Origin of the sequence: Actinomadura fibrosa, from assembly GCF_900659615.1 — a bacterium.
Classification (GTDB): domain Bacteria; phylum Actinomycetota; class Actinomycetes; order Streptosporangiales; family Streptosporangiaceae; genus Spirillospora; species Spirillospora fibrosa.
On sequence record NZ_CAACUY010000136.1, the window covers coordinates 1 to 24,436 of the forward strand.

Consider the following 24,436-nt stretch of genomic DNA (forward strand, 5'->3'; position numbering starts at 1 on the left):
ACCACCCCGCCCGCCCGTCGGTGGCAGCAACGGCGCCAGCCGCTCCCACTGCGCATCGGTCAAGTCACCACGACGACCCATCAACCCACAGTGACCCAACCAACGCCCACCGTCAGTCGATCCAAGAAACAGGCCCTAGGCGCCGCTGTCAGCCTTGCCGACCAAACCCGCTGAGCCCTCACCAAGCTCATCCCGTGACCCTGTGTACCTGACAGCGCCACCCAGCCACCGGCGCTCAGACCTTTACCGCTTTAGCGTCCGATAGCGCCGGAGCAGGGCAGTCACCTTCTGGTAGTCCGCATCGCCGTTGAGCTCGGCGAGAAGGTCGTCTGGATACAACTCGTACACCTCACCCCACCACTTGCGGCCGCGGTTGTCCCAGATGCGGTAACCCCCAGGGACGCCGCGCGCGACGTACCGTCGCCTAGCCACGTGCCACCCAGCCGAGCCCCATAGCCCACGTCACTGCCCAGTCCACGACGCCGAGGGTACGAGCAGCGGCCGAGGCCGGCCGACGGATAGCCGTCGAGTATGACCGCAGACAGCGAAGTAGCAGGTCAGTCGTGTGACATCTGTGCCGGATGAGAACTCTCTCTACGTCTTCAAGGGCGCCGCTTCGCGTCGCCGCCGGTCGGACCGGGCCGGGCATGCGGCCTCTCCGGGCCGACCCGCCCCGACCCGCCCCGACCCGCCCGGCTCAGCTAGCGTCTAGGTTCCAGGTGCATGACTCTCACAGGCGAAGCTCGCTGTCACTCAGCGCCTTGTAGGGGCGGTCGCCGACGGCTAGCCTCTTACATGTGTCCCTGTGGGTGGCAGTGCTCTGGGCTAGTCTAGGCGCATTGAGCGTCGAGGCTCTTGATCTAGTCTCTGCTCTGAAAAAGGCTCCTGGCTGGCCTTGGCGTCGCGGAACTGAACCCGGACTGGCTCCCTATGTAGTCTCGGTCGTCATCAGAGTTCTGGTCGCGATGACTATCGGCGCAGCGATGTCTAAGTCGGACAATATTTCAAGCCCCCTACCTGCATTCGCTGTTGGGGTCGCAGGCCCGCTTCTGATGCAACGATTCGTCCGCCTTGCGGTTCTCTCTACACAAAGGGGAACTCCGCATCCGAAATCGGCAGCCAAGCAAGAAGATCCTGGTGGGCTAGATCAAGGTCTCGAATCCGAAACTCGCACCAGGGGCCTTCATGGCTCATGACCTTGACCGGCACAGTGTACTGGTATCAGTATCGCGAACAAGCCCCGCATTCGATGACGATTCACTTATAGTACCACTTCTCGACTTCTCGTCTTTGCGGCGGTCGATCAGGAGAGTTCTCTCTAAGTTCCTCAGTCGAAACACGCAAGCCGCGCGAGACGAGCATTTAACTGAATCTTGGCTGGAGATCGAAGCAGAGATCGACTCCTTCCTTAATGAGCTGGGCCCACCTCCTGGCTACAAGGGGTCAGGCGATGCCTCCTAGGAAGCCCGCGCAACATCAGGAATCATCCGCCCTGTGGCATGACCTTCCCCCCGAGGAGAAGGTAAAGATATGGGAAGACATCGTCCCGGGAACTGCACCAGAATTGCTGAAGCAGGTTTACAAGCAGGCACGCCACAGGCGCAGACTGGCCATGCTCCAAGAATTTCGCCAATGGCTTCCATATCTTTCTGCATTCGGTAGCGTCGCATTGTTTGTATGGCTAGCAAAGTACTTTGTAGACAATGGCGCCCCCATAGAGGGAGCATCCGTGGTAGGTGCGGGGCTGGCTACACTGGTTGCGGCTTTCCTTGGTACGCGTGTCGTTTCCGGCAGAAGGGCAAAGAGTCCCTTGAACGCTGTCGATGCCAGCGCGGCGAGAGCCAGTTCGTCTATGTGAATCCGGTGTTTCGCGATTCATTGGGCGGCAGGATGTGTCCGGACAGCGCGAGGGGCACGTTCAGGACTTGAAGGACCGAGGTCGAGAAGCCGGAGGGCGACGGCAGCCAAACGACACGACGGCCCCCGTCAAGCCAATCTGACGCGGTCGGCAAGGTGGCCGCAGCGTGATTACTACTCCCATAGTGTACGTTCGCCGCGTCAATCTCGGCCGGGCGAGCGCGAAGCGGGGTCTCGCGACCCCCAGCCTCCCGCAGGCCGGAGGGCACGCCCGCGCGAATCCGTCTGTCACACCGTCTCGCCGTTCGCGCGGGCGCACCCTGCGGGACGGGCGTGCGTGCTAACGGCGGTGCTAACACCGGGGTTGGATGATCTTGGACGGGTGGGGACCGGCGGAAGGGTTCGGCGATGGTCAGGGGGACCCTTGGGGACGTTCCGGGACGGGCCTGATCTTGCTACGGATCAGAAGGTTGATCGAGCTCGAACCAGGGGTCTACGCCGCCTTGGACCCGGTCCGAGCCCCGTAAGGCACGTACGGTGAACATGCTCTATTTGTATTGAGCAACCACCGAAGCGCTGTGTGGATTCTAAAGCTCACCTTCCTCGCGAGCCCGCCGCCGTACCTCCCGAGCACGAGCAATCGTTTCCTCGATCCGTTGCCGCATTTGAGGAATGTTGAATTCCGCTGGAACAATGATTGGCACGACCCCGATAGCGCCAATCTTCTTCACCGCCCGCAACATACGTTGCTCGACAACGTCGTCGATTTCTTCAGGCGCCAGGGCAGGATATGCGGATACCAGCGTCTCGACAAGCAGAGTGCAGCACCAGTACAAGCTGAAATCTGTCCGGTACCTATGATAGACGCCTGGCAGGAAGTCCATCTCGTGTTCTTCACCCTCCTCATCCAGATAAGCCCACCCTCTTCGAGATATCTCACCCGCCGAGAAATGTACCGAGCGTGACGTCGCCGAATAAAGAAAGTCGTACAATTTGCCCATGTTGCACTGCTGTGCAATCCATGCGACTGGAGGTGGCGCAATGCAGTTGTCCGAGTCATCTTTAGGCCAGCCTAGATTGCGCCCAAACTCTTGGAGTTCCGCTTCGGCGAAGCGCTTACCATCCCCCGCATTCTTTGCAATGTTAGCAGGGAATCCAAGCGACTTCATGCCACGTTTGCCAGCGTATTGCTGCTGAGCAATGATGCTGCGCGTTACGTCAAGAGTGGTCATCGAGGCAAGGAGGCGATTAGCGTCCTCTTCGCCGATTCTATGAAGGTAGGATAGCCACATCGCCTCTTCGCAAGCTGGACGAAGGAAGACGACCCCCATGTGACCGAGATCATTTTTAGCAAGAAGTATCGCCGAACGGATCGCCTCCAATTGACGCTTTATGCAGACAATAGAGGCGAGTTTGCGGCGATTTGGAAGATCCTTTTCCCATATCGCACCAAGATAAGGAGTTGTTAGCTCTTCTGCGGCCTGCACAAAATCCTCCGCCGCTGCGAGAGCGTCAACAGAGGTCGGGGCGTTCTCATGATGGTCCACGTCTTCTACTATCTCGGCAGACTCAGCCCGAGCGCCACTGGTTTTGGATTCGTTACATGTTGCCCGCGACTTGCGGTCGGCCGTGGTCGACTCTGTGCTCTAGGTTCGCTTGCCCTCGGATGAGCGGGGTGCTGTCGCCGATCCGGGCATGCTGAGGAGGCAACTCAGCAGCTACGGTGGCGTGCAACTGGCCAGGGTGACCAAGGGCAGCCCCGGTCACTCGCGGTACGAACGGAGGCCAGGTCAGCCGCTTTGACAGCCTAGATCGGATTGATTCCCAAGCCGACAGTGCGGACTTGGTCAGCGCGAACTGCCGTACAGCAGTGGAGTACCGCAACAGCCGGCTCACAGGCGCTTAAGCGGGCATACGGCGGAGCATGGTGTAACTGGGGTGGACGGTGGTGACCTGGGGTGTGCCGGTGGTACGCATCCAGGTGGTCACGGCGAGGCGAGGAGTTATCGTCGGAACATGGACGAGGCCGAGGCGAGCGAGCTTGTCTGGCGGGAACAGGTGTGCCGGCGAGTCACTGCCGAGCAGGATCGGGACACCTTGGCCCGTCTCATCGAGTACGACGCCGACCCGTTTGAGGTCGAGTTGTACGAACTGGCGGCAGACCCGCAGACGCTGCTCTCAAACCGCGCCCAGCGGCGCCGTGTCGGGCAGCACGAGCGGCACGTCCGACGGTTGAAGGCGCGAGGTCGATGGGCCGGACAGTGACGGCAACGTTGACGGCAACGACGGCTGCCAACCGGCACCACGGGCGTACGTCGGGCACCGTCTGACCTCGGTCGATAGGGCGGCGGCAGGATGGTTGCTACTTCTGAGAAGCGGAAGGTCGTTCTGGACGCTGCCGGGCAAGCTAAGCGCGTGCGAAGCCGGGGCTTGCAACTCCGCTCTCGCGGGCCAGACGGCGCGCCCAGGCGAAGCTGTCTGTCATGTCGTCTCGACGCTCGCCCGGGTACCTTCCGGGGCGGGTGCGGCGCGCGAGGCCACGGGGCAGGTTAGGGGACTGTAGGCCCCGAGATCACTTCGCTGACAGGTGCGCCAGTCTCAACAATGCTGGTGAGGAGTCCGGCGAGAACAGTACGAGCGGCTAGAGCGGCATCGATCCGACGGTCGCGAGCGCATCGAGGTGACATACGCGGATGTGTCAGCAGTCGTTGGTGCGGCCTTGACGCGTAGCGCCTTTGACGACCAGACATGGTGGGTGACCGATCCGAAGCACACTCAGGTGGTCTGGTTGGACGCTTGCTATCGAGCCTGCCCCAGTCTGACCCTCAGCGCGTGACCCTCATCAAGACCGCCCAAGGCTGATGGCAGCAGGCGGCAGCGTCAGCCACTGGCCCACGCCGATAGCCGGTCAGCCGGGGCGATGCTCGCGAGGCCGAGGCGTTGTCAGGGATGTCCGTTCTGTAGATAGGGGGCCTTGCCTGCTCGTAGAGCGTCCAGTGCTGCGTGTGTGCGGCGCCAGATGTATGGGCGGAGGCGTTCAGCGGCTTCGTTCTCGCTGCAGAATTTGAAGGCTCTCAGTTCGTTGTCGTGCAGGCTGAGGGCGGCGATCTGGCGCTCATGCAGGATGCCGCCGTCGAAGATGAACATGAGTGAGTCGTCCCAGGGGCCGTGCGGGGATACCCAGTCGATGCACAGGAGTTGTCCGAGGTGCAGGTCGAGGCCTAGTTCTTCTTTCAGTTCGCGGCGGACGGTCTCGGCCGGCGGCTCGTTGGCCTCACTCATCCCGCCGGGTAAGTCCCAGTCCGGCTTGTATTTCGGATCGACGAGGAGCAGGCGGCCTGCCGCGTCGCGGATGAGGGCGTCGGCGCCTACGCGCTTGCGCGGCTGGGTGGCGTTGCCTTCGGCGAGATAGGCACGCCATGCCTCGGGGTCGCGCTCGTAGAGCGGTTCTTCTGGAGGCATCGGATCTCCTCGGCTCAACCTGCTCCGGTGGCGTCGCTGCTGAGCCAACTGTAGAGACCGCGCCTGTCCCTGAGGGCTTGTTCTAGGCAGGGTAGGAACTCGGCGACTGTGGAGTTCGCTCGGTGCGGTTGGAGTAGGGCGCGCAGCTCGTCGAGCTGTTGAGTTACGAGGTGCGAGCTCAGTCCTTCGATGAGATTGAGTGTCTCGCGAGCTTGGAAACAGGCCTCGTCTGACCTGCCCTGAGCGATGAGCACGGTCACCAGGAGCAGCCTGGCGAAGGCTCGGCTGCGTGTGTGGCTGTCGGCACGTAGCTTGATGATCTGTCGGGCTTGGCGCTCGGCTTCGGCCAGGTCGCCGAGCTGCCGCATGCAGCGGGCGGCTTCACTCGCCAGCGAGCCTGCGTCAAAGGGGCTGACCCACGGTGACGGCTTATCGTCGGCGCAGCGTTCGAGCGCCTTCTCGGCATGCTTCAACGCGTCTGCACAGGCTGTTCCGTCGGCCAGTGCGGCCAGGCCGCGGGCTTCCATGGCGTAGAGCCGTGCGGAGAGTGCTGGCGCTGGCGGGGTGTCGGCGAGTTCGGCGTGGCCCTGGCGCGCTAGGGAGATGGCCTTGCCGGGCTCGTCCTGGTGCAGGGACAGATGGCTCATGCTGGCGTAGATGTGGGCGGCGAGGTGCGGGTCTCCGCCCATTCGGGCCAGATCGAGTGAACAGCGGAAGTGCTGGCGGGCGATCTGGTCGTGGCCGGCGTCGTGGGCCATCCAGCCGGCCATCTCGGTGAACCCTCCTGCTGCGGTGAAGATGCTCGTGCGCCCTCTGTTCGTCTGGCTGCCGAACAGTCGGGGTGCAAGTGCGGATTGCAGGTAGCTGGTGATCGTGGGGTAGAGATGGCCGCCGCCGACCTGCCGGTCTGCCGCGCGGAAAGCGTGGAGCGTTGTCATATCGGGGTCTTCGCTCGATGGCAGGGTGCTGCCGAGCGGGCTGAAGACGGCGTGCTGCACGGCTGCGGGAAGCGACGGTTCGACGGCCCGTGGGGGAGCGTGGGCTGTAGGCGGTGCTTGCGTCTCTTTCTGGAGCTTGAACCACAGTAGGTCGGATGGAACCCCGAGGGTGCGGGCCCAGGGGATGAGGCGGTCGAGGTTGGTGACCGGTGGTCCGCTCTCGATGCGGCTGAGTTGGGTTTGGGTGATATCGAGCCAACGCGCGACAACATCCTGCGGCAGGGCGCGGGGGCCATGGTGTGGATGGTGGCGGTAGGCCCGGATGAGCCGCCCAATGTGCCAGTTCTCCAGGGCCGTTCGGAGTGGTTCGGCATTCCAGAAGTCGGCGGGGACGGCGGGCGGCTTGTTAAAACGATCACGTGCCTTCGCCTGGCAAGGGGCGCACTGCGCGCCTTGATTGCTCCGCGCCAGGCGTGTGTCACAACTGTGGCAAATACGGGCTTTATCCCCAGTTTTCATGACCGGCAGTGACTTTCTGGAGTGATTGATTTCGCTGGGAGATCGTGGTCGGGCGATGCCTGTCTCAGTCTTATACATCAAGTACATGAGCGCTATGCCGAACTCGCGTAGCTCGGCGGCCCTCCAGATCGGATGCTGGTCACCCACGGCAGGCATTAACCCGACCGGAGGGCGCCTTGTGCACTCCAAGCAGGCGAGTTGGTGGGGGAGCGTGTCCGCCGTGCTTCAAGCGCAGGGTCGGTGTCGCCAGCAGATGTTCGTTTCCCCCGTTGCGGCATCTGTGTGAGCTCCGGCGCCGATCCTGCGTCCAGACGACCCGACGATGCGCGAGGGCGGCAGAATGACTGCTTGGACACATCAAAACGTGCTGACGCTCATCGCGCTTCCTAACGCCGCGTACTGGGCACGTCGACACACCGAGGACGTCCTGAAGCGGTGGAATGCATGCGTCGCGCTCGGTGACGCAAAGCTTGTGATTACCGAGTTCATCAGTAACGCAGTGAAGGCGACCGGCACACTCGATGTCCGGCAGCAGAAGGCGTACGCGGAGGCTCCGCTCGCGGTGCCCTACACCGAGGTCTCTCAACTCAAGTGGGTACGGTTGCGTCTGTCCTACGGGCGGGCCATGCTGCTCATCGAGGTCTGGGACAGCAGCGACGAGCCGCCAGTCGAGCAAGTGCCCGACTTCGAGTCCGAGGGCGGACGCGGGCTGTTCGTCGTCCGCGCCCACTGTGATAAGTGGGGCTGGTACCCGGCACAGGGCGGGGGCAAGGTGGTGTGGGCGGAGCTGCGGGCATCATGAATCATCGTCGGAAGTGACGATGTGGAGAAACCCGACGCAGACGACGATCATGTCGGCTCTCGATTTCGTCTCTCGCAGCCGAAGCTTAGCTCCTCAGTGGGAAGTGGACGGCTTGAAACTCTTGGCATTATGCGGCCTTCCGGGCTATCCGTGGAAGAGCGCTGCCTGTTGGGGATAACTTCCGCCCGGAAGATCACCCTGACCAGACCGGGGACGAGCGCGGTCCCTCAAAAGCCAGGAGCGGATGTACATACGACATCCAGACGAGGCGGCGCGAGGGCGGAGCCGCTGCAGCACCGAGCGAAGCTCCGTGGAGGAGGGCGGCGGGAGCGGTGTGGCGCGGTGGGGTGTCGCTACGGCGGTTCGTGGGGGCTTGTGTGCTGTTTGCGTGGGTGTGCGGTGTTGGTGTCTCGGGTGGTGGGCGTGCTGGTTCTTTGGGGGGTGTTGGGTGCTAGTCATTTGGGTGACTGGGGTGGTGGGGGTTCTTTAGATGTGGGCGCATGGTCGGGGGCGGCTTTGGGGCTGATCATCTGCAGCACATTCCGTGGTTTCGCCGCGGAGAACCGCTCAGAGAGGGCCTCCCATGCGCCTTTCCCACCCCACCATCCCGGCGCGCCTGGTCGCCAAGCTCACGGTCATGGCCTGCGTCGCGTCCGGCGCCGTCGCGGCCGGTGCCGTGACCGCCGCTCCCGCCTCCGCGGCGTGCACCGACATCGACGTGGTCGTCGCCCGTGGCACCGGTGAGCCCGGCACCCTGGGCTGGATCGTCGGCGACCCCGTGTACGCCGCGCTCAAGAGCAAGATCGCCTTCAGGTCGTTCATGGGGTATCCGGTCAGCTATCCCGCCGACCTCAGCATCGGGTCGGCCTCCAAGGGCAACACCGACCTCGTGAACCACGTCAAGAGCCAGGCGGCGTCCTGCCCGAACCAGAAGTTCATCCTCGTGGGCTACTCCCAGGGCGCGAACGTGGTCGACAACTCCATCGGGGTCAGCAGTGACGGCGCCCTGGTCGGCGGGCCCATCACCGCCACGCTGCCAGGCTCCGTCGAGTCCCGCGTCGCCGCTGTTCTGCTCTTCGGCAACCCGATCCGGGCCATCGGACGGAAGGTGACCGGGACGTACGCCGCCCGCACCCTCGACACCTGCGCCAACGGTGACCCGATCTGCGGGAACGGCATCGACATCACGGCTCACCTGAGCTACGGCAACAACGCGGCCCAGGCCGCCGCGTTCGCGGCCGGCAGGGTCTGATTCTTATCGCCCGCCGCCGTGTCGGTCACGGCGGCGGGCGGCCGGCTCCGTGGTCGGGGGTCTGGGCGAGCCTCACTGCTTCTAGGGCGAGGACGAGTTCTGTGGCCTCGCGTGGATGGTCGAGTCTTCGGCCGGTCAGACGCTGGACCCGGCGGAGTCGGCCTAGCACGGTGTTGCGGTGGCAGAAGAGTCGTTGGGCCGCGCGGGCCGTTGAGCCATGGCAGTCCAGCCAGGCCGTCACGGTTTGTAGCAACAGATCGCGGTCGGCGCGGTCCAGGTCTAGGAGCGGTCCCATTACCGTTTCGCGCAAATGGCGGGCGAGATCGGGGTGGGCCGTTACGAATGCGGCTGGTAGGTGTTCGTCTAGGCGCACGAGTTCGTTGCCGGGTCCCGGCAACATGGTTCCGTTGTTGGTCGCTGCGGCTATCGAGCGGGCCAGGTCGGCCAGGCGGCGTGCTTTGCCCAGGTCGGTTAGGCGGTCGACTGGTAGGCCGATCCCGGCGGGCTTGCGGATTAGCGGACGCAGGCCGGTGGCGAGTTCGTCTATGTCGGGGGTGTCGAGGAGGGCGACGCCGAGCAGGGTGTCGGGGCGGGATCGCCAGATGAGCCGGGTTCCCGCCACCTTGTCGGGCGGGGAGGGGCCCGTGTGGGCGCTCGCGGCGATGACCACGTAGCGTCCGTGCTCCGGGAGGCCCAGGGGCGGAACGCGGTCGGTGTGGTCTTCGTGTCCGTCCAGGAGGTCGTCGAGGGCCTTCAGGGCGGTCTCGGCTTTGTGCGAGCTCTGGTGGTAGGACTCGGTGATCGCGTCCGAGAGTTGGTCGATCATGGTCAGGGTTCGGCGGGCTCCGGCCACGAGGAATGCCAGGTCGTCCGGATGCCGCTCGTTGACCACGTCCGCCAGGCGTTCCCACAGGAGGCCGCCGGCGAGCCGGTAGACGCGCAGGACGGTCTCCAGCGGCAGGCCGTGTTCGGCGTACCGGCGTCCGAGGCGCTGGGCGAAGGAGATGTCCGGACGTTCCATGCCGCGAGTGGCGATGGCGTCGAGCACTGTTTCGAGGCCGGAACGTGCGGACTCCCGGAACGCCTGGCTGCCGAAGGTCCGCCGTCCTTCCGCCTCTTCTGACTCCTGGAGCCGGAGGACGAGCTGGTCGGTCAGTTCGGGGAGCCGGTCGTGCAGTGCCCGGACCGCGCTCTGAACGACGATGTGCCGTCGTTCGTCGTGGGTCGGCTCACTGTGGCCGGACACCGAGCCTTGCCATCATCAGGGGCCAGAAGCGGCGCATTTCGAGCTCCCACGTCTCCCAGTTGTGCCATCCATCGCCATATACGTGCGCGGTGACCGGGACGTTCAACTCGCGCAGGCGCTGGAGGAAGTCGATCGACGTCGTTCCGCAGAAGACCTCCTGCACCTGGACGGAGTGCTCCTGGCCCGGTTCCGGATGGTCCGCGGGGCCCGGAAGGCCGGTGGTGCCGCTGGAGACGTACAGGCCGGTGCCTTTCAGGTTCCCGGCCAGGACGTAGGGGTCATGTGCCTTCCAGTTGTCCTCATCCAGACCGGGGACGCCGAAGACGCGGAAGGGGTCGCCGCTGTTCGTGAAGAAGCCCTGGATGAAAAGGGTCAGGGCGGGAATGCCCGGCCTGGTCAGGTGCAGGATTCCGCTGGATGACGCGACGTACCGGAACATGCCGGGATGGCGTGCCGCATAGGCCATCGCGCCGTAGGCGCCCGAGGAGATGCCCATGGCGGCACGGTCCTGGCCGGCCCGGTAGTTGCGTTCCATGAGCTGGAGCACTTCCGTGGTGTGAAAGGTCTCCCATTTCGGCGGGCCTCCGTTGCCGTAGTTCCACCAGTCCGTGAAGGCGCCGTCGTCGGATTCGGGCATCACCACCATGACGCCGTAGCGGGCGGATACTTCTTCGATGTCGGTGCTCCGCGTCCATGAGACGTAGGTGTCCCGGCCGCCGTGGTAGGCGTAGACGACGGGCCAACGCCGAGTGGTGTCGCGTGACCAGTCCTTTGGGACGAGCACGCGCACCTTGCTTCGTTCCGGCAGGGACGGCGAGGAGATCGTGACGTCGAAGGTCCGTTCGTCCAGCTGGTCGGTGGCGGTGATTCTCGCTCCGTCGTCGGCCGGGATCGGGGCCCAGGGCGGCGCGGTCGTGGCCGCGGGGCCTGCCATGGCCGAGAGGATCATCGCCGCCGGGACGGCCATGGACCGCACGTCCAGCATCGTCGACCTCCGGGCTCGCGCTTTTCGTGTCACGGAACATTAGGTCGCCGGTGCGGTTCCGCCTTGCGCGCCGGTGACAAGATCGGATGTTCTCGTTGTCGTTTCGATGAGTAGCGGCGGGGTTTTCAGCGGGCCGGTGCCTTCGCCCATGACGACGGTGCGCTCGCACAGAGATCGGCCGGTCGCCTTGAAAGGGCCGCCGCGGTGATGACACTGACATCGTCAGGCAGTCAGGCGGGGGCTTCGACCAATGGGAGGACGCTCGTGCCGACAAGAAGGATGCCCGCCCGGAGGCCCCACTGCGTTTCTCATCGCAGTTCATTGCATGACGGTCTCGGCGACCTGCTCCGCCCCCATACCGATTCGGTCGTGGACGAGGTCGTCGGGGAGATACGGAAGCATGTGCCCGAGTACGCGCAGCCGCCCGACAGCGACTACGGCCGTCGGCTGCGCCGCAACATCTCCGCGACGGTGGGGCAGTTCGTCGACTCCCTGGGCGGGACGGCGGCGGACATCGGCCTGCTGACCGTGACGTACCGGCGGTTGGGCGCGCATGAGGCCCGCAACGGCCGCAGCCTGGACAGCCTTCAGGCCGCCATGCGGCTGGGCAGCCAGGTCGCTTGCAGGCGGTTCATCCGGCAGGCCTACCGGCTCGACTGGACCAGCGAGACGCTGTCGCTGCTCACCGATTCGCTGTTCCTCCTGCTGGAGAAGGCCGTCAAGGCCGCCGCGGAGGGGTACGCCGCCGCGCAGGGGGAGATGGCGACCGAGCGCGAGCGCCACCGCAACCGGCTGCGCGATCTGCTGGTCGCCGATCCGCCCACCAGCCGGGAGGCGCTCGTCACGCTGGCGCGGGCGGCGGACTGGGAACCGCCGCACACGATCGGCGTCGTCGCGCTGCTCTCGTCACCGGTGACGCCCTCGCGCGTCACGTCGCCGGCGATCCTCGCCGACTGGGGCGAGTCGGAGCCGTATCTTGTGGTGCCCGATCCGGACGGCCCCGGGCAGGACCGTTTGCTGTCGGCGCTCTTCCGCAGGCACCCAGGGGTGATGGGGCCCACCGTCCCGTTGAACCAGGGCGCCGTCTCACTGCACTGGGCCCGGAAGGCGGCCCGGCTCATGCAACGCGGTGTGCTCCCCCGGCGGGGCGTGGTGCGTTGCGTGGAGAACCTCTCGGTACTCGCCGCCTCACAATGCGAGGACCTCGTCCATGCCGCATCGGTTCGGCACCTGCGTCCGCTTCTGGAGCTTCCCGCCAGGCGCCGGGAGACCTTGGCGTCGACGCTGCTGACCTACCTCAGATGCGGCGAGAACGCGATCACCACGGCAGAGCAGATGCATGTTCATCCGCAGACCATTCGATACCGGGTCCGCACCATTCAGAAGCTCTACGGTGACGAGTTCGTCGGCCCCGACAATCGGCTCGACATGATGCTGACGCTCAACGCCTTTCTGCATTTCTCCGAGGACGGGTCAGCTGCTTCGCGGTGACGTTGGACGTCCCTCCGGGCGGTGTCCGCTCACCCGGGTGAGCCGTTACGAGCGTCCGCTTTGGCAGGCGTGACATGGCCGTCGGCTCCGGGCGCGGTGAGGATCGCTGACCACCGCGACGTCGAGGCGGCGCCGGGGCGTCCGAGTCCCGGCCGTCCGAAGGAGGAGCACCATGCAGATGCGCCCGGTTTCGCTGCTGATCCCGGCGGGCTTCGTCATCGACGCGCTCTGGCGGCGGAGCCGGGCGGCCGGGCTCCGCGCGGTGCCGCCCGCCGACCGGCCGGTGGCCGCGCGGCACTGCTTCGTCACCGCGGCCGGGACGCGGCTCGACGGGGCGACCAGGCGCGCCGCCAGCGCGTACGCCGACGAGCAGGGGCTGGCCGTGCTGGAACTGGTGCCGGACGGGCTCGACACCGTCCGTGCCATGGAGCTGGTCCGCCTGCTGCGTCCCCGTTCGTACCGGACGGCGCGTCTCGCCCGGGGCGTCGGGGCGGGCTACGCGATGCTCGTCGACGCCGAGGTCATCGAGAGGGCGGGCGTCAGGTGGTGCGCCGGGCTCTCCCCGGCCGAGATGGACGAGCTCGCCGTCCGGCTGAAGCTCTACGCGCCGGTCACCACGGACGTCGCGGTCGTCCCAGGACCGGCGCCGGTGCCGTGGACGCCCGGCGAGCGCAGGATGATCCTGCGCCGCCGGTGGGTCGCGGACCTGCCCGTCTATCTGGCGGGGAACATCCTCGCCCGCCTGTTGCTGGCGGCCTGGCTCGCCGGTTCCGTCGCGACCGGACGCGCGCGGGGCAGCAGCACAGAACGACCTGGCCTAGGGGCGCGGTACCCAGGGAGTGGACGCCGGCACGCCGCGATACGTGTCGCGGTCACGCTGGCCGCGGTGTGCGCGCGTCCCTGCATCGTCACGGCCGGTACACCGCTCCGTCCTGACGATCTCGTGCGGTCCGCGCTCACCGGTCCTTTCGGGACGCTCGGACGGTGGCTGCGCGTCGCCGCCGCACCGGAGCAGCCGGACCCCGACCTGCCGCGGCTCCGCCGGGAGTACGCCGCCGAGACGGAGAGGGGAGTGGCGCGCTTCTTCGACCGGCCCACCGGGACCTGCCCCTGCTGCGGCGGCACCGACCTGCGCAGGTTCCTGTCCAGCGGCGACCACCAGCACCACCGGCCGGGTGTCTTCCACCTCCACCGGTGCCGGGCCTGCGGGCACGTCTTCCAGAACCCGAGGCTGAACGCCGAGGGGCTGGGCTTCTACTACCGGGACTACTACGACGGGTCCGGCGCGGCCGAGGTCGAGCGCGCGTTCCGGCTCGCGGCTCCGATCTACCGGGACCGCGCCAGGATGCTCCGCGGCCACGCGGTCCCGGGGAACTGGCTCGACGTCGGCGGCGGGCACGGCCACTTCTGCAACGCCGCCAGGGACGTGTGGCCGGGGACCCGCTTCGACGCCCTGGACCTCAGCGAGGGCATCGAGGAGGCCGAGCGCCGCGGGTGGATCGACACCGGCCACATCGGCACGTTCCCGGAACTGGCCGACAAGCTCACCGGTGCGTACGACGTCGTCAGCATGCACCACTACCTGGAGCACACCGTCGCGCCGCGCCGGGAGCTCGACGCCGCCGCGCGGGTGCTCAGACCGGGCGGGCACCTGCTCATCGAGGTGCCCGACCCCCAGTGGGTCATCGCGCGGCTCGCGGGCCGGTGGTGGCACGCCTGGTTCCAGCCGCAGCACCTGAACCTCGTTCCCCTGGGCGGTCTCTCGATGATGCTCGCCGAGCTGGGGCTCCGCCCGGTCGCCGTGCAGCGCGGCGCCGCCCACCAGCCGGTCGACCTGTTCATGATCGTCCACTTGCTGGTGCACCGGATCGTCCCGGACCCGGCCAAGCCCTGGCGCGATCCGCGCTGGCGGCGGACCCGCGTCGCCGCGCGGACGGCCGTCTACCTCGCCGCCGGGCCGCTCATGCTCGCGGCGGCGATGGCCGACCAGCTCATCCACCCGATCATCAGGCGAAGCGAGCATTCCAACACCTACCGGATACTCGCCCAGCGACCGCCCGAATGACGCTCACCTGGCGGAGGGAAGCATCTTCCTCGCCGGTCCACAGAAAATCTCTTTTGGCCCTGGTAGATATTCGAGGAGGTGGGGTAGAGTTTCCGTCGTCGGCAGTACCTCACGGCCCCGGCGCCGCCTTCGGCGCCGGGGCCCCGTCCGTTGTCGCACCGGGAAGCGCGGCCTGGACGCGGCCGAGCGGTTCGGGGGTGGAGCGGGTGACCGGCGGTGACCCTCGGCTCGATGTGATCACCCGGCTCGTCGCGGAGTTGAGCGCGTTCCTCCAGGAGCCGATCGAGCGGGTGGAGCCCGCGGACGTCCTCTTCCTGGACGACGAGGGGTGGGAGTTCTCCTGCAAGGTCCGTAGCCCGCCTCCGCGGGGCGACGGGTTCCGGCTGTGCTGGGAGGGCCTGCTGGGAGCCGGGCTCGCCGCGGACGGGAACCCGCACGTCAGCGTCACGATCTTCCTGTACAGCCGGAACCGGCGCCTCGGCGTCACGGGGGACGCGGAGGGCAGCAGCTTGGAGATCGACTACGAGGGATCGCTGGAACACGGTGGACGGTGGGTGAGTCCCCGATGGCTGCACGACGAGTTCGGCGAGTTCCTCGGATACGAGTCGTACGGCGACGGCCGGGAGTAGAAGGCGTCGCCGCACGGCTCTCGTCACTGCGTCAGACGCCGTCCATGTCCACGTTGAGGTCCTGGAGGACGGCCGCGGTCGAGTCGTCCTCGGTCACCAGGTCGACCGGGTTCTGTAGCCGGTAGACATCGCCCTTCGGCGGGAACTGGGTGAGCTTGCCGACCAGCTGGGCGGGGTTCTTGGTGGTGAGGACGAGTGGTTCGTACCCGCGGGAGCCGGTCGCGCAGGGAGACTTGTCAAGGGTGATCTTGAGGCTGAGCGGCAGGGTGTGGGTGGCGGGGAACGGCTTGAGCTTGCCGTCGGAGACGATGCTGCCGGGCTGGGGGCCGTCCAGGGTGGCCTTGACGGTGCCGAAGTCGTCGGACCGTCCGGTCAGCTCGGCGGCCGTGACCTTCAGGGGGATCTTGGGCGGGATCTCGCTGCCCGGGGAGCCGGCCTTGACTTCGACCGTGCCGTGGAGCGCCAGGGTGTAGTCGCGATCGTCGCACCGCAGCGTGGCCTTGTCGTGCAGGTTCAGCTTGGTGACCTGGCCGGGCTTCGGCAGCCCATCGTCGTCGGAGGTGCCCTGGACGCCGTCGGTGCCGGCCACCGGGACCGGGGCGGGCAGGGAACCCGCTTCGGCACCGGATGGCGCGCTCAGGGCCAGGGCGCCCATGGCGAGCATGGGGGCGATGTTCAGGGCAGCGAGGAGACGTGTGGGGGGCATGTCTTCTCCAGGTGTCGGGGGTGGAGGAGGCTCGCTTCCAGAGTGGGTGCTGCCCCATGCCGTCGCTACGCTTCGCTTGTGAGTAAGTACGGACAGTAATCAGGATGTGACGGCGTCGGCCATCCCGAGATGTTCGCGCCGTGAGCTCGGACGTCGTCCCGGACCGTTTCCTCGCGCGAGAGTTTGCGGGACACTGCTTATCGACCCCGCGCAGTGACCGTGTGAAGAGCGGGGTGCAGATGAAGCGACTTACCGCGGCGGAGCTGAGCTACCAGCTGAGCGATCTCCCGGACCGGGCGGCCTATCTGGCGGCCGGGTGCGCGACGCTGGGCGAGGCGATCGGGTGCGACCGGATCTGCTGGACGGACATCGACCTCGGCGTCCGGTCGGCCGAGCTCTGGAGCGACCCGCCCGTGGAGCGGTGGGAGCGGCAGGTGTACCTGGAGGTCATGGCGGAGTGCCCGAGCGTCCGGTACTACCGGTCGCATCCGGGTTCCTTCGAGCCCTGCCGGGTCAGCGACCTGCTGTCGGAGCGGGAGTGGCGGTCGACCCGCGCCTACTCCGAGCACTACCGGCCGCTGGGGCTCTTCCACCAGCTGTCGATCGGCCTTCCGCCGCGGACGGCCGCCCGCGGGACGGGGTGGTACCTCAACCGGTCCGACACCGACTTCACCGACGACCACGTCGCGCTCGCCCGCGCGCTGATGCCCGTGCTGTCGCTGCTCAACAAGGTGTACGCGGAATCGGTCGCGCCGTGCGCGGAAGCCTGCGAGCGCGCCGGGCTGACGCCACGCGAGGTGGACGTCCTGGTCCTGCTCGCGCGCGGGCTGACCGCGCGGCAGATCGCGGCCGGCTGCCGGATCGGCGTGCGCACGGTCAACAAGCACCTTGAGCACATCTACCGCAAGCTCGGGTGCAACGACCGTCTCCAGACCGTCAACCGGGCCCGGCGGCTCGGCCTCATCACGTGACCGGAGAGAGTCCCGGCCCCGCCCCCGCACGGGGCCGGGAGACTCTGATCGGACGCGAGGTGCGCGCACCTCCCGCCGAAGGCGACTCCGCGTCAGCAGTGCCTCAGCCCGTGTGCCGTGGGATCGGCGTCGAACGCGCTGGAGGTGTAGACGACGGCGGCGGGGACGTATCCCCAGCGTCCGAAGACGTCGCCTTTGGTGTGGTACCAGGTGCGGTTGCCGCCGGAATGCGGGTCGCCGGTGGTCCAGCAGTCGAACCAGCTGTAGACGGTCTCCAGCGTGTCCACGTACCGGGAGGTGTAGGTGGCCGACTGCATGATGTCGACATCGCCTTCGTTGCCGCAGTAGAGCCGGCCGTCGCTCCGCACCCCGCAGCCGGCGGCCTGGGCCGGTGTCGCCGGCAGTGTCCCGGCGGACACCAGTGCCGCCGCCGCCATCAGCCCCCCGGCCATCGCGCGTCTTCGCATCGCTGCTTCCCTTCCCCGTGGTCGTGCTCGTGCGTTTCCGGTTCCAGACGTTAGGGATCGGGCTCGGAACGGTGCCATGGGGAAGATTGCGTATGGACGTCGGTGCGGTGGGCGCGGACAGCGGTCGCCCCCACCGCCTTTCGGTCGGTGAGGGCGACTGATCGCTGGTCTTCGCTCAGTGGACCGGCTCGGCGGTCGCGCCCGCCAGCACCAGTTCGCCGATCTCCGGCATCTCGGCCTCGGCCTCGGCCTCGGCCTCGGTCACGGCCTCGGTCACGGTCTCCGTCCCGGCGGTGGGCTCGGGCTCGGCGGCGGGCCGTGCGCGCTTCGTCAGCAGGACCGCGATCCCGGCCATCGCCAGGGACAGGACGGCGCTGATGACGAACGCCAGGCGCATCCCGTCGAGCTGGGCGAGGGGCGCGGCGACGCCGTCGGCGATCCGGGCGTCGGCGCGGGACGCCATGACGGTCACGACCAGCGCGGTCCCGAGGGCGGAGGCGACCTGCTGGAGCGTGCCCAGCATCGAGCTGCCGTGGGAGTACAGCTCGGCCGGGAGGGCGCCGAGGCCGAGGGTGAAGGCCGGGGTGAACATCGCGGCCAGCGAGACCATGAGCAGCGTGTGCAGGGCGAGGATCTGCCAGTACGGCATCGCCGTCGAGATCTGGGTGAAGCCCGCGAGGGCGAGGACGATGCCGACCGCGCCGGGGACGACCAGCGGCCGGGCGCCGAAGCGGTCGAACAGGCGGCCGACGACCGGGCCGAGCAGCCCCATCGCCAGGCCGCCGGGCATCACCAGCAGGCCCGTCTGGAGCGGGGTGAGGCCGCGCAGGTTCTGGAGGTAGATCGGCAGCAGGATCATGGAGCCGAGCATCGCCATGAAGGCGAGCGACATGAGGAGCAGCGAGAGCGCGTAGGTCGGGTGCCGGAGGACGCGCAGGTCCAGGAGCGGGGTGCCGCGGCGCTGGAGCCGGACCTGACGGAGGCCGAACACCGCGATCGCGGCCAGCCCGGTCAGGACGAACGCGGCGGGCGCCGCCGTGCCGCCCCCGCCGAAGCGGCTCAGCCCGTACACCAGGGAGCCGAACCCGGCCGCCGCGGCGGCGACGCTGAACCAGTCGACGCCGCCGGGACGCGCCTCGCCGACGTTCTCCAGTTTGGCCAGGCCCCGCCACGCGATCACGGCCGTGATCGGCAGGACGGCCGCGAACAGCAGCCGCCAGGAGCCGAGCTGGAGGATGACGCCCGAGACGGCCGGTCCCATCGCGGGCGCGACGGAGATCGCCATCGTCACGCTGCCCATCACGCGGCCCCGGTCCCGTTCGGGGACGACCGTCATCAGGGTGGTCATCAGCAGCGGCATCATCACCGCCGTGCCGGACGCCTGGACGATCCGCGCGAGCAGCAGGACCTGGAACACCGGCGCGACGGCGGCGAGCGCCGTCCCGGCGAGGAAGACGCCCATCGCGGTGGCGTAGGCGCGGCGGGTGGTGACCCGCTGGAGGAACCAGCCGGTCACGGGGATGACCGCCGCCATCGTCAGCATGAACGCCGTCGAGAGCCACTGCGCCGACTGCTCGGTGATGTCGAGGTCCGCCATCAGCCGGGGCATGGCGTTGATCATCAGTGTCTCGTTGAGGATGACGACGAAGGTGGCGAGCGTCAGCAGCCGGATGACGGCGGGCGTCCCCCCGGGCCGGGAACGTCGTCCGGCCGCGGCTTCCCCGTCCTCGGGCTTCCGGTGCGCAGGTGCCTCTGTAGCGTTCATGTAAAGGGAGACCGGCCGCGCCCGCGAAACTCATCGCACCGCCGCCATCGTCCTGGGCGGCGCCGGTCGGGCCCGGTGCCGCGCGTGGCGGCCCGGGCCCGGCGCGGTCAGTCGACCAGGCGCTTCTTGAGGAGCTGCTTGGCCTGCTCGGCGCCCTTCTGGCTCTCGGCCTGGGCGCGGCGGAAGAAGTCGGCGAGCTCCTGGTCGCCGTCGCGCTCGGCGTCGGAGACGTAGGTCTCCAGGCGCAGGACGTTGCTCAGGCACGCCTCGGTGAACCAGATGAGGTTGTAGTCCTTGTCCTTGGTTCCCGTGACGTGACCGGTCTCCTCGGTTGCCATGCGATCCTCCCGGGGTGGTTGGGTGCCTGCCGCCTACCCCGGCCGCCGGGGGTAAACCAGCCGCCCGTTCATATGCCCCAAATAGGACGATTCGGACAGTCCTCAGGGTGATCATCATCGGCCGCCGGTACCCGGAAGGGCACTGGGGCAGGCCGGAGCATCGCGTGTACGGCTGGCCTTATCGTGCCGCGGCGTCCGTCCTCAATAGCGTCCTCGACCATGAGACCGACATCGCCCGGCCGCGCACGGGGTCGCGCCGCTTCCCGGACCCGCGCACGCCTGCTGACGGCCCTCGCCCTGCCCGCCGCCGTCGTCGCGCCCCTGCCCGCCGGGGTCGCGCCTCCGGCGAGAGCGGGCGGCGGCACGTCCCCGCCGCTCGACTGGAAGGCCTGCGCCCAAGGCCGGGACGACACCACCGGCCAGGACCTCGACCGGGCCGGCGCGCGGTGCGCGGAGATCACCGTCCCGCTCGACCACTCCAGGCCGGGCGGCCGCACCATCACGCTCGGGCTGTCCCAGCTCGCCGCGACCGACCGCGCGCATCGCATCGGCACCATGGTCCTCAACAACGGCGGGCCCGGCGAGCCGACCCTGGGCATGCCCCTGGACGTGCGGAAGGCGATGGGCGACGTCGCCGCCCGGTACGACCTCATCGGCCTGGACCCGCGGTTCGTCGGGCGCAGCACGCCGCTCGACTGCGGCTGGCCGATCGGGTTGTGGCTCCGCTCGGCCGGCTCGACCCGCGCCCGGTTCGACCGGCAGGCGGCGGTGCAGCGCGACCTGGCCGAGCGCTGCGCCCGGCGCCACGCCGGCGTGCTGCCGTACGCCGGGACGCGCGACGCGGCCCGCGACATCGATCTCGTGCGCCGCGCGCTCGGGGAGCGCCGGATCTCCTTCCTCGGCTACTCCTACGGCGCCTACCTGGGCGCCGTCTACACCCAGATGTTCCCCGGCCGCACCGACCGCGTGGTCCTGGACAGCGCGGGCGACCCCGCTAAGTGGGGTCCACTGGCGCTGCGGGGCACCGAGGACGAGGCGGAGCGCGCGCTGCGCGGCTGGGCGGCCTGGACCGCCGGACGAAACGGCGACTACAGCCTCGGCGCCACCCGCGCCCGCGTGCTGGCCACGGTGGACGGGATCGTCGCTGCCGCGGCGGACCGCCCGCTGCGCGTCGGCGCCTACGAGGTGGACGAGCAGCTGATCCCCTACCTGCTCGCCACCGGCTCCGGTGACGACCGTCCCGCGGCCCGTGCGAGGCTGGCCTCGACCGTCCGGACCCTGAACGAGGCCGCGCACGGCCGTCCGGCCGATCCCGGGCCCGACCTTGGCGGGCTCCTCGCGTTCCTGCTGACCGGCGCGGGCTCCACCGCCGCGAGCCCGGTCGCCGCGATCGCCTGCGCCGACCGCGCCGCGCCGCGCGACCCCGGCGCCTACTGGAGGGCCGTCCAGCGCAGCCGGGCCCGCCACCCCCTGTTCGGGCCGCTGAAGAACAACATCTGGCCCTGCGCCTTCTGGCCGAACCGGCCGCGCGAACGTCCGACGCGCGTCGGCAACCCCGCGCCCGCGCTGGTCGTGTCCGCCACCGGTGACACCGCCACCACCTACGAGGGCGGTAAGGCCATGCACCGGGCGCTGACCGGCTCCCGCCTGCTCACCCTGCGCGGCGCCACCGCCCACCAGATCTACGGTGTGTACGGCAACGCCTGCGTGGACGCCAAGGTCAACGCCTACCTGGCCACCGGCGAGCTGCCCGCCGCCGACCCGGTCTGCGTCCAGGACGGCTCGTCCGGCGAGCGCGGACGTCCCGTTCGGACGTCATGAACGCGGCTCCACCGGCGGAACCGGCCGGGCGGGCGCCGGTGGAGCGGGCGCGATCGCGGCGGCGAGGCTGTCGCGCAGGCGGGTCAGGTGGGCGATCTCGGCGTCGAGGGCGGCGATGCGGCGCTGGACGGTGCCGGTGCTCCGGTCGCAGCCGTCGCCGCCGTACGGCGGGAGGTCGTCGCCGGTGAGCAGGTCGAGCCGGTCGGCGCAGCGGGCGACGTCCTCGACGGTCAGGCCGAGCGCCAGCAGCCGGCGGACGACGCGGACGCGGGCGATCTCGGCCGGCCCGTACCGCCGCTGGCCGCTCGCGGTGCGCGGCGGCGGGGGCAGCAGGCCGCGCTGCTCGTAGAAGCGCAGCGCGCGGGGCGTGGTGCCCGCCGCCGCGGCGGCGTCGCCGATCCGCATGAGCCCGGTTCCTCCTAGACCTCGACGACGACGGCGCCCAGGTGCCGTCCGCCGATCAGTTCGTGCAACGCCCGCGGGGCCTGGTCGATGCCCGCGACGCGGACGTGGGGGAAGGTGATGCGGCCCTCGCGCAGCCAGCCGCCGAACCGCTCGGTCCACTCCTTCCGCGACGCGGGCGTGCCGACGACTCCGCGGAGGGTGATCTGCTTGAGGATGAGCTGGAAGACGTCCAGCTCGACGGGCGCGGTGGTGCCGGTGCCGTCCGGCGCGAGCTGGGTGGCGAGGGTGCCGACGAGGGCGAACCGGGCTCCGGGCCGGGCCGCGGCGACCGCGGCCTGGAGCTGCTCGCCGCCGACGTTGTCGACGAGGACGTCGATGCCGTCGGGCGCGGCCTCGGCCAGCTTCGCGGCGATCGGGCCGTCGCCGCGGACCAGCGCCGCGTCGTAGCCGAGTTCCGCGGTCAGCCGGCCGGCCTTCGCGGGGCTGCCGGTGGTGCCGATCACCCGCGCGGCGCCGAGCAGCCGCGCGATCTGCCCGGCCAGCGAGCCGACCGCGCCGGCGGCGCCGGTGACGAGGACGGTGTCGCCGGGACGCGTCGCGGCGACGTGGGTCAGCGCGGTGTAGGCGGTGTGCCCCTGGCCGAGGTGCGCGACGGGGTCGGGCAGCGAGTCGTCCAGGGCCGTGCACGCGTCGGCGTCCACCGCCGCGTACTCGCGCCAGCCCTGCCAGTGCTGGACGAGGTCGCCGGGACGGAGGCCACTGCCGTCGGGCGCGGAGAGCACCTCGCCGATCGCCGCTCCGAAGAGGGTGTCGCCGGGACGCAGCGCCGGCATCGGCGCACCCGGCACACCGCCTTCGATCAGCGTCCGCAGGGACGGGAAGACCTGGAAGAACCGGTTGCGCAGCAGCACCTGGCCGGGCCCGGCCACGGGGACCGGGGTCTCGGCGACGGTGAAGTGCTCGGGACGGGGCAGGCCGTCGGGCAGCGCGGCGAGCCGCACCTCGCGGCCGGTTTCGGAAGGCGTGGGCATGATGGGTCGCTCCTCACGGATCGTGGGAGGCGACGCTAACCCCTGACGTGCGCGTCAAGGGCAAGCCCGCCGGGACCGCGTCCCGGTCACGGCGGCCGGGCGCCGCTCCCGCGCGAAGGCGGCGCCCGGCCGGTGGTCGTTCCTAGGGTGCGGTGACGAGGAGGTCGTCGAAGCGGACGGTGCCGCCGAAGCCGTCGTTGGACGCGTCCATGACGTTGAGGCCGGTGAACGGCGCGCCGAGGCCGGTGGTGATGCCGGTGCACTTCGTCGGGGCGCCGTTGAGCAGGACGTCGAAGGTGTGCGGGGACGCCGCCGCGTGCACCTGGAGCGTCACGGTCGACCACGTGCCGGACGGCAGGGTGCCGCAGGCGCTGGTGCCCGACGGCGTCGTCTGGGCCGTGAGGGTGGTCGAGCCGGGGTCGCGCTCCAGCCGGATCCGGCGGCTGCCGATGGACGAGCCGGCGCCGTTGAGCGCGGTGACGAACGACGCGCCGGCGGCCGGGTTGACGGCGAAGGTGTACCGGACCTCCGTCGCGGACGAGGAGAAGGCGCGCGAGGCGATGAGGAAGTCACCGGACGCGGGGCTGCCGCGCAGTTCCAGGACCCGCCCGTGGTCGGGGGTGTCGACGACGGCCGCGGTGCTGCCGCCCGCCCGGGAGATGCTCCAGGGCGCTCCGAGCGGTCCGGTCGGCGTCGTCTGGAAGTTCTCGCTGAACACGGTGGTGGCCGCGAGCGCGGTGGTCTGCGTGGCGGCGAGCAGCGCGGCCGCCACCGTGACGGTCACGGCGGTGGCCGCCATGGTGGCCGGTGTGATGGGGCGCGCCGGTCGGCGCGCCGCGTGTGACGAGTTCCGCATGGTCCCTGACCTTTCCGGGGCGGTGAGCCTTGGCCCGGCGCGGGAGGAAGGACGTGACGCCCCCGTGCGGAAAGGGTGCGCGTGCCCGGCTCGTGCGCCCTTTCGACTGATGTGTTGGTGAGCACGTCCGGGTGCCGGACGCGGTTCGGGCGCTGACCGTCTCCGGCCAGGGCCGGCCCGGCGCACGCGCGACCCGTGCGGCCTGCCGGTCAGTAGTCGCCCGCCGTCCACTGGACGCCGTTGGCGCCGTAGTGCAGCATCACGCCGTCGTGGCGGACCGGGTGGCCGACCGGGAGCGGGGTTCCGGGCGCCGGCGGGCGCCGGGCCCGCCACTCCTCCGCCCTCTCCGCCAGGTCCGGTCCCGAGGACCGCGCCGCGGTGTGCCGGGCGACGAGGAGGCCCCGCTCGTACCGGTACGCGACCACGCGGGACAGCGGCCACGAGTACCGGTCGAACCGCCTGACCTGCTCGATGTCGCGCAGCACCGCGAGGCCGGGCGCCGTGTCGCCCTGGTCGGTCACCCGCACCGCGACGTCGAGGACGAAGTAGTCGAACCGGCTCGGCACACCGTGCCCGGCGGGCGGGCCGGGGCCGCCCGCCCGCCACCGCGCGGACGGGATCGGCGGGCTCAGCGCCTCGGCGCGCTCGCGCAGCCGGTCGTCGCCGGTCTGGCCGGCGAGCACCAGCAGCGCGACCGGGTCGTCGGGGTTGATCTCCAGGGCGCGGCGCGCGGCCGTGGCGGCGCTCGGGACGCCGTCGCCCGCCACGGCGACGTCGTGCAGCAGCAGGGCGAGTCCGCTGGCGGCGGCGCCCGAGCCGGGATCGAGGCG

General features: G+C 69.1%; 21 protein-coding genes and 1 pseudogene. 9 read left to right on the top strand and 13 right to left on the bottom strand.

Translation table 11 applies throughout. From position 1 onward, the window contains the following. Positions 1–2,444 precede the first annotated feature (2,444 nt). Positions 2,445–3,404 carry a DUF5677 domain-containing protein gene (locus tag E1300_RS32325; protein WP_131760902.1) on the bottom strand — a complete coding sequence of 320 codons (960 nt, stop codon included), beginning with the start codon at positions 3,402–3,404 and terminating at the stop codon, positions 2,445–2,447. 469 nt (positions 3,405–3,873) lie between these two features. Between E1300_RS32325 and E1300_RS32330 the strand changes: the two genes are divergently transcribed. Both E1300_RS32330 and E1300_RS54230 read left to right on the top strand, forming a co-directional pair. Beyond that, positions 3,874–4,122, top strand: coding sequence for a hypothetical protein (locus E1300_RS32330; protein WP_131760903.1), 249 nt, complete (start codon positions 3,874–3,876; stop codon positions 4,120–4,122). 379 nt (positions 4,123–4,501) lie between these two features. Further along, a pseudogene (locus E1300_RS54230) lies at positions 4,502–4,693 on the top strand (DUF7662 domain-containing protein); the annotation flags it as partial. Positions 4,694–4,800: 107 nt separating this feature from the next. Here E1300_RS54230 and E1300_RS32335 read toward each other — a convergent pair. Together E1300_RS32335 and E1300_RS32340 are read right to left on the bottom strand one after the other, a co-directional pair. Then, positions 4,801–5,319, bottom strand: coding sequence for an NUDIX domain-containing protein (locus E1300_RS32335; protein ID WP_131760904.1), 519 nt, complete (start codon positions 5,317–5,319; stop codon positions 4,801–4,803). A gap of 14 nt (positions 5,320–5,333) precedes the next feature. Further along, positions 5,334–6,923 (bottom strand): helix-turn-helix domain-containing protein, encoded by a 1,590-nt coding sequence (locus tag E1300_RS32340; protein ID WP_131760905.1) that lies wholly within the window; start codon positions 6,921–6,923, stop codon positions 5,334–5,336. Positions 6,924–7,140: 217 nt separating this feature from the next. Here E1300_RS32340 and E1300_RS32345 point away from each other — a divergent pair, with 217 nt between their 5' ends. Together E1300_RS32345 and E1300_RS32350 are read left to right on the top strand one after the other, a co-directional pair. Beyond that, positions 7,141–7,578 (top strand): ATP-binding protein, encoded by a 438-nt coding sequence (locus tag E1300_RS32345; protein WP_165503089.1) that lies wholly within the window; start codon positions 7,141–7,143, stop codon positions 7,576–7,578. Between the two features lie 583 nt (positions 7,579–8,161). After that, a complete protein-coding gene (locus E1300_RS32350; protein ID WP_131760907.1) occupies positions 8,162–8,830 on the top strand; it encodes a cutinase family protein in 669 nt (222 codons plus the stop codon). A gap of 25 nt (positions 8,831–8,855) precedes the next feature. Here E1300_RS32350 and E1300_RS32355 read toward each other — a convergent pair whose 3' ends face one another. Further along, the gene (locus E1300_RS32355) at positions 8,856–10,076 is read right to left on the bottom strand and encodes a PucR family transcriptional regulator (RefSeq protein ID WP_503104939.1); all 1,221 of its coding nucleotides are present in this window, start codon (positions 10,074–10,076) and stop codon (positions 8,856–8,858) included. After that, positions 10,060–11,061 (bottom strand): alpha/beta hydrolase, encoded by a 1,002-nt coding sequence (locus E1300_RS32360; protein ID WP_131760909.1) that lies wholly within the window; start codon positions 11,059–11,061, stop codon positions 10,060–10,062. Before E1300_RS32360 ends, E1300_RS32355 begins: the two co-directional genes overlap by 17 nt. A gap of 279 nt (positions 11,062–11,340) precedes the next feature. On the opposite strand from E1300_RS32360, the gene E1300_RS32365 reads away from it, so the two are divergent. The 3 genes from E1300_RS32365 (at position 11,341) to E1300_RS32375 (ending at position 15,246) form a co-directional block, all read left to right on the top strand. Continuing rightward, positions 11,341–12,552 carry a PucR family transcriptional regulator gene (locus tag E1300_RS32365; RefSeq protein WP_503104940.1) on the top strand — a complete coding sequence of 404 codons (1,212 nt, stop codon included), beginning with the start codon at positions 11,341–11,343 and terminating at the stop codon, positions 12,550–12,552. Positions 12,553–12,724: 172 nt separating this feature from the next. Next, complete coding sequence (locus E1300_RS32370; RefSeq protein WP_131760911.1) at positions 12,725–14,617, top strand: class I SAM-dependent methyltransferase; 1,893 nt, start codon at positions 12,725–12,727, stop codon at positions 14,615–14,617. A gap of 206 nt (positions 14,618–14,823) precedes the next feature. Next, positions 14,824–15,246 (top strand): hypothetical protein, encoded by a 423-nt coding sequence (locus tag E1300_RS32375; protein WP_131760912.1) that lies wholly within the window; start codon positions 14,824–14,826, stop codon positions 15,244–15,246. A gap of 31 nt (positions 15,247–15,277) precedes the next feature. On the opposite strand, the gene E1300_RS51800 is transcribed toward E1300_RS32375, so the two are convergent. Then, positions 15,278–15,952, bottom strand: coding sequence for a hypothetical protein (locus E1300_RS51800; protein ID WP_207400075.1), 675 nt, complete (start codon positions 15,950–15,952; stop codon positions 15,278–15,280). 239 nt (positions 15,953–16,191) lie between these two features. Between E1300_RS51800 and E1300_RS32385 the strand changes: the two genes are divergently transcribed. After that, complete coding sequence (locus E1300_RS32385; RefSeq protein ID WP_131760913.1) at positions 16,192–16,923, top strand: helix-turn-helix transcriptional regulator; 732 nt, start codon at positions 16,192–16,194, stop codon at positions 16,921–16,923. Between the two features lie 92 nt (positions 16,924–17,015). On the opposite strand, the gene E1300_RS32390 is transcribed toward E1300_RS32385, so the two are convergent. The 3 genes from E1300_RS32390 to E1300_RS32400 form a co-directional block, all read right to left on the bottom strand. Further along, positions 17,016–17,390, bottom strand: coding sequence for a hypothetical protein (locus E1300_RS32390; protein ID WP_131760914.1), 375 nt, complete (start codon positions 17,388–17,390; stop codon positions 17,016–17,018). A gap of 175 nt (positions 17,391–17,565) precedes the next feature. Continuing rightward, the gene (locus E1300_RS32395; RefSeq protein WP_131760915.1) at positions 17,566–19,155 is read right to left on the bottom strand and encodes an MDR family MFS transporter; all 1,590 of its coding nucleotides are present in this window, start codon (positions 19,153–19,155) and stop codon (positions 17,566–17,568) included. Between the two features lie 107 nt (positions 19,156–19,262). Continuing rightward, positions 19,263–19,493 carry a hypothetical protein gene (locus E1300_RS32400; protein ID WP_131760916.1) on the bottom strand — a complete coding sequence of 77 codons (231 nt, stop codon included), beginning with the start codon at positions 19,491–19,493 and terminating at the stop codon, positions 19,263–19,265. A gap of 219 nt (positions 19,494–19,712) precedes the next feature. On the opposite strand from E1300_RS32400, the gene E1300_RS32405 reads away from it, so the two are divergent. Beyond that, positions 19,713–21,314 (top strand): alpha/beta hydrolase, encoded by a 1,602-nt coding sequence (locus E1300_RS32405; RefSeq protein WP_131760917.1) that lies wholly within the window; start codon positions 19,713–19,715, stop codon positions 21,312–21,314. On the opposite strand, the gene E1300_RS32410 is transcribed toward E1300_RS32405, so the two are convergent. The 4 genes from E1300_RS32410 to E1300_RS50460 form a co-directional block, all read right to left on the bottom strand. After that, positions 21,309–21,719, bottom strand: a complete 411-nt coding sequence (locus tag E1300_RS32410) for a MerR family transcriptional regulator (RefSeq protein ID WP_131760918.1) — start codon at positions 21,717–21,719, stop codon at positions 21,309–21,311. The genes E1300_RS32405 and E1300_RS32410 overlap by 6 nt on opposite strands. 14 nt (positions 21,720–21,733) lie before the next feature. Further along, a complete protein-coding gene (locus E1300_RS32415) occupies positions 21,734–22,750 on the bottom strand; it encodes an MDR family NADP-dependent oxidoreductase (RefSeq protein ID WP_131760919.1) in 1,017 nt (338 codons plus the stop codon). A gap of 142 nt (positions 22,751–22,892) precedes the next feature. Further along, complete coding sequence (locus E1300_RS32420) at positions 22,893–23,549, bottom strand: hypothetical protein (protein WP_131760920.1); 657 nt, start codon at positions 23,547–23,549, stop codon at positions 22,893–22,895. Positions 23,550–23,815: 266 nt separating this feature from the next. Beyond that, positions 23,816–24,436, bottom strand: a 621-nt coding sequence (locus tag E1300_RS50460; RefSeq protein ID WP_207400076.1) for a hypothetical protein, incomplete at its 5' end; no start/stop codon positions are given.

Bases quoted from the DNA above. Each gene is read 5' to 3' on its own strand.
- E1300_RS32400 (WP_131760916.1), bottom strand. From the start codon at position 19,493: ATGGCAACCGAGGAGACCGGTCACGTCACGGGAACCAAGGACAAGGAC.
- E1300_RS32420 (WP_131760920.1), bottom strand. From the start codon at position 23,549: ATGGCGGCCACCGCCGTGACCGTCACGGTGGCGGCCGCGCTGCTCGCC.
- E1300_RS51800 (WP_207400075.1), bottom strand. From the start codon at position 15,952: ATGCCCCCCACACGTCTCCTCGCTGCCCTGAACATCGCCCCCATGCTC.
- E1300_RS32335 (WP_131760904.1), bottom strand. From the start codon at position 5,319: ATGCCTCCAGAAGAACCGCTCTACGAGCGCGACCCCGAGGCATGGCGT.
- E1300_RS32415 (WP_131760919.1), bottom strand. From the start codon at position 22,750: ATGCCCACGCCTTCCGAAACCGGCCGCGAGGTGCGGCTCGCCGCGCTG.
- E1300_RS32365 (WP_503104940.1), top strand. From the start codon at position 11,341: ATGCCCGCCCGGAGGCCCCACTGCGTTTCTCATCGCAGTTCATTGCAT.
- E1300_RS32390 (WP_131760914.1), bottom strand. From the start codon at position 17,390: ATGCGAAGACGCGCGATGGCCGGGGGGCTGATGGCGGCGGCGGCACTG.
- E1300_RS32395 (WP_131760915.1), bottom strand. From the start codon at position 19,155: ATGAACGCTACAGAGGCACCTGCGCACCGGAAGCCCGAGGACGGGGAA.
- E1300_RS32410 (WP_131760918.1), bottom strand. From the start codon at position 21,719: ATGCGGATCGGCGACGCCGCCGCGGCGGCGGGCACCACGCCCCGCGCG.
- E1300_RS32405 (WP_131760917.1), top strand. From the start codon at position 19,713: ATGAGACCGACATCGCCCGGCCGCGCACGGGGTCGCGCCGCTTCCCGG.
- E1300_RS32360 (WP_131760909.1), bottom strand. From the start codon at position 11,061: ATGCTGGACGTGCGGTCCATGGCCGTCCCGGCGGCGATGATCCTCTCG.
- E1300_RS32350 (WP_131760907.1), top strand. From the start codon at position 8,162: ATGCGCCTTTCCCACCCCACCATCCCGGCGCGCCTGGTCGCCAAGCTC.
- E1300_RS32370 (WP_131760911.1), top strand. From the start codon at position 12,725: ATGCAGATGCGCCCGGTTTCGCTGCTGATCCCGGCGGGCTTCGTCATC.
- E1300_RS32385 (WP_131760913.1), top strand. From the start codon at position 16,192: ATGAAGCGACTTACCGCGGCGGAGCTGAGCTACCAGCTGAGCGATCTC.
- E1300_RS32330 (WP_131760903.1), top strand. From the start codon at position 3,874: ATGGACGAGGCCGAGGCGAGCGAGCTTGTCTGGCGGGAACAGGTGTGC.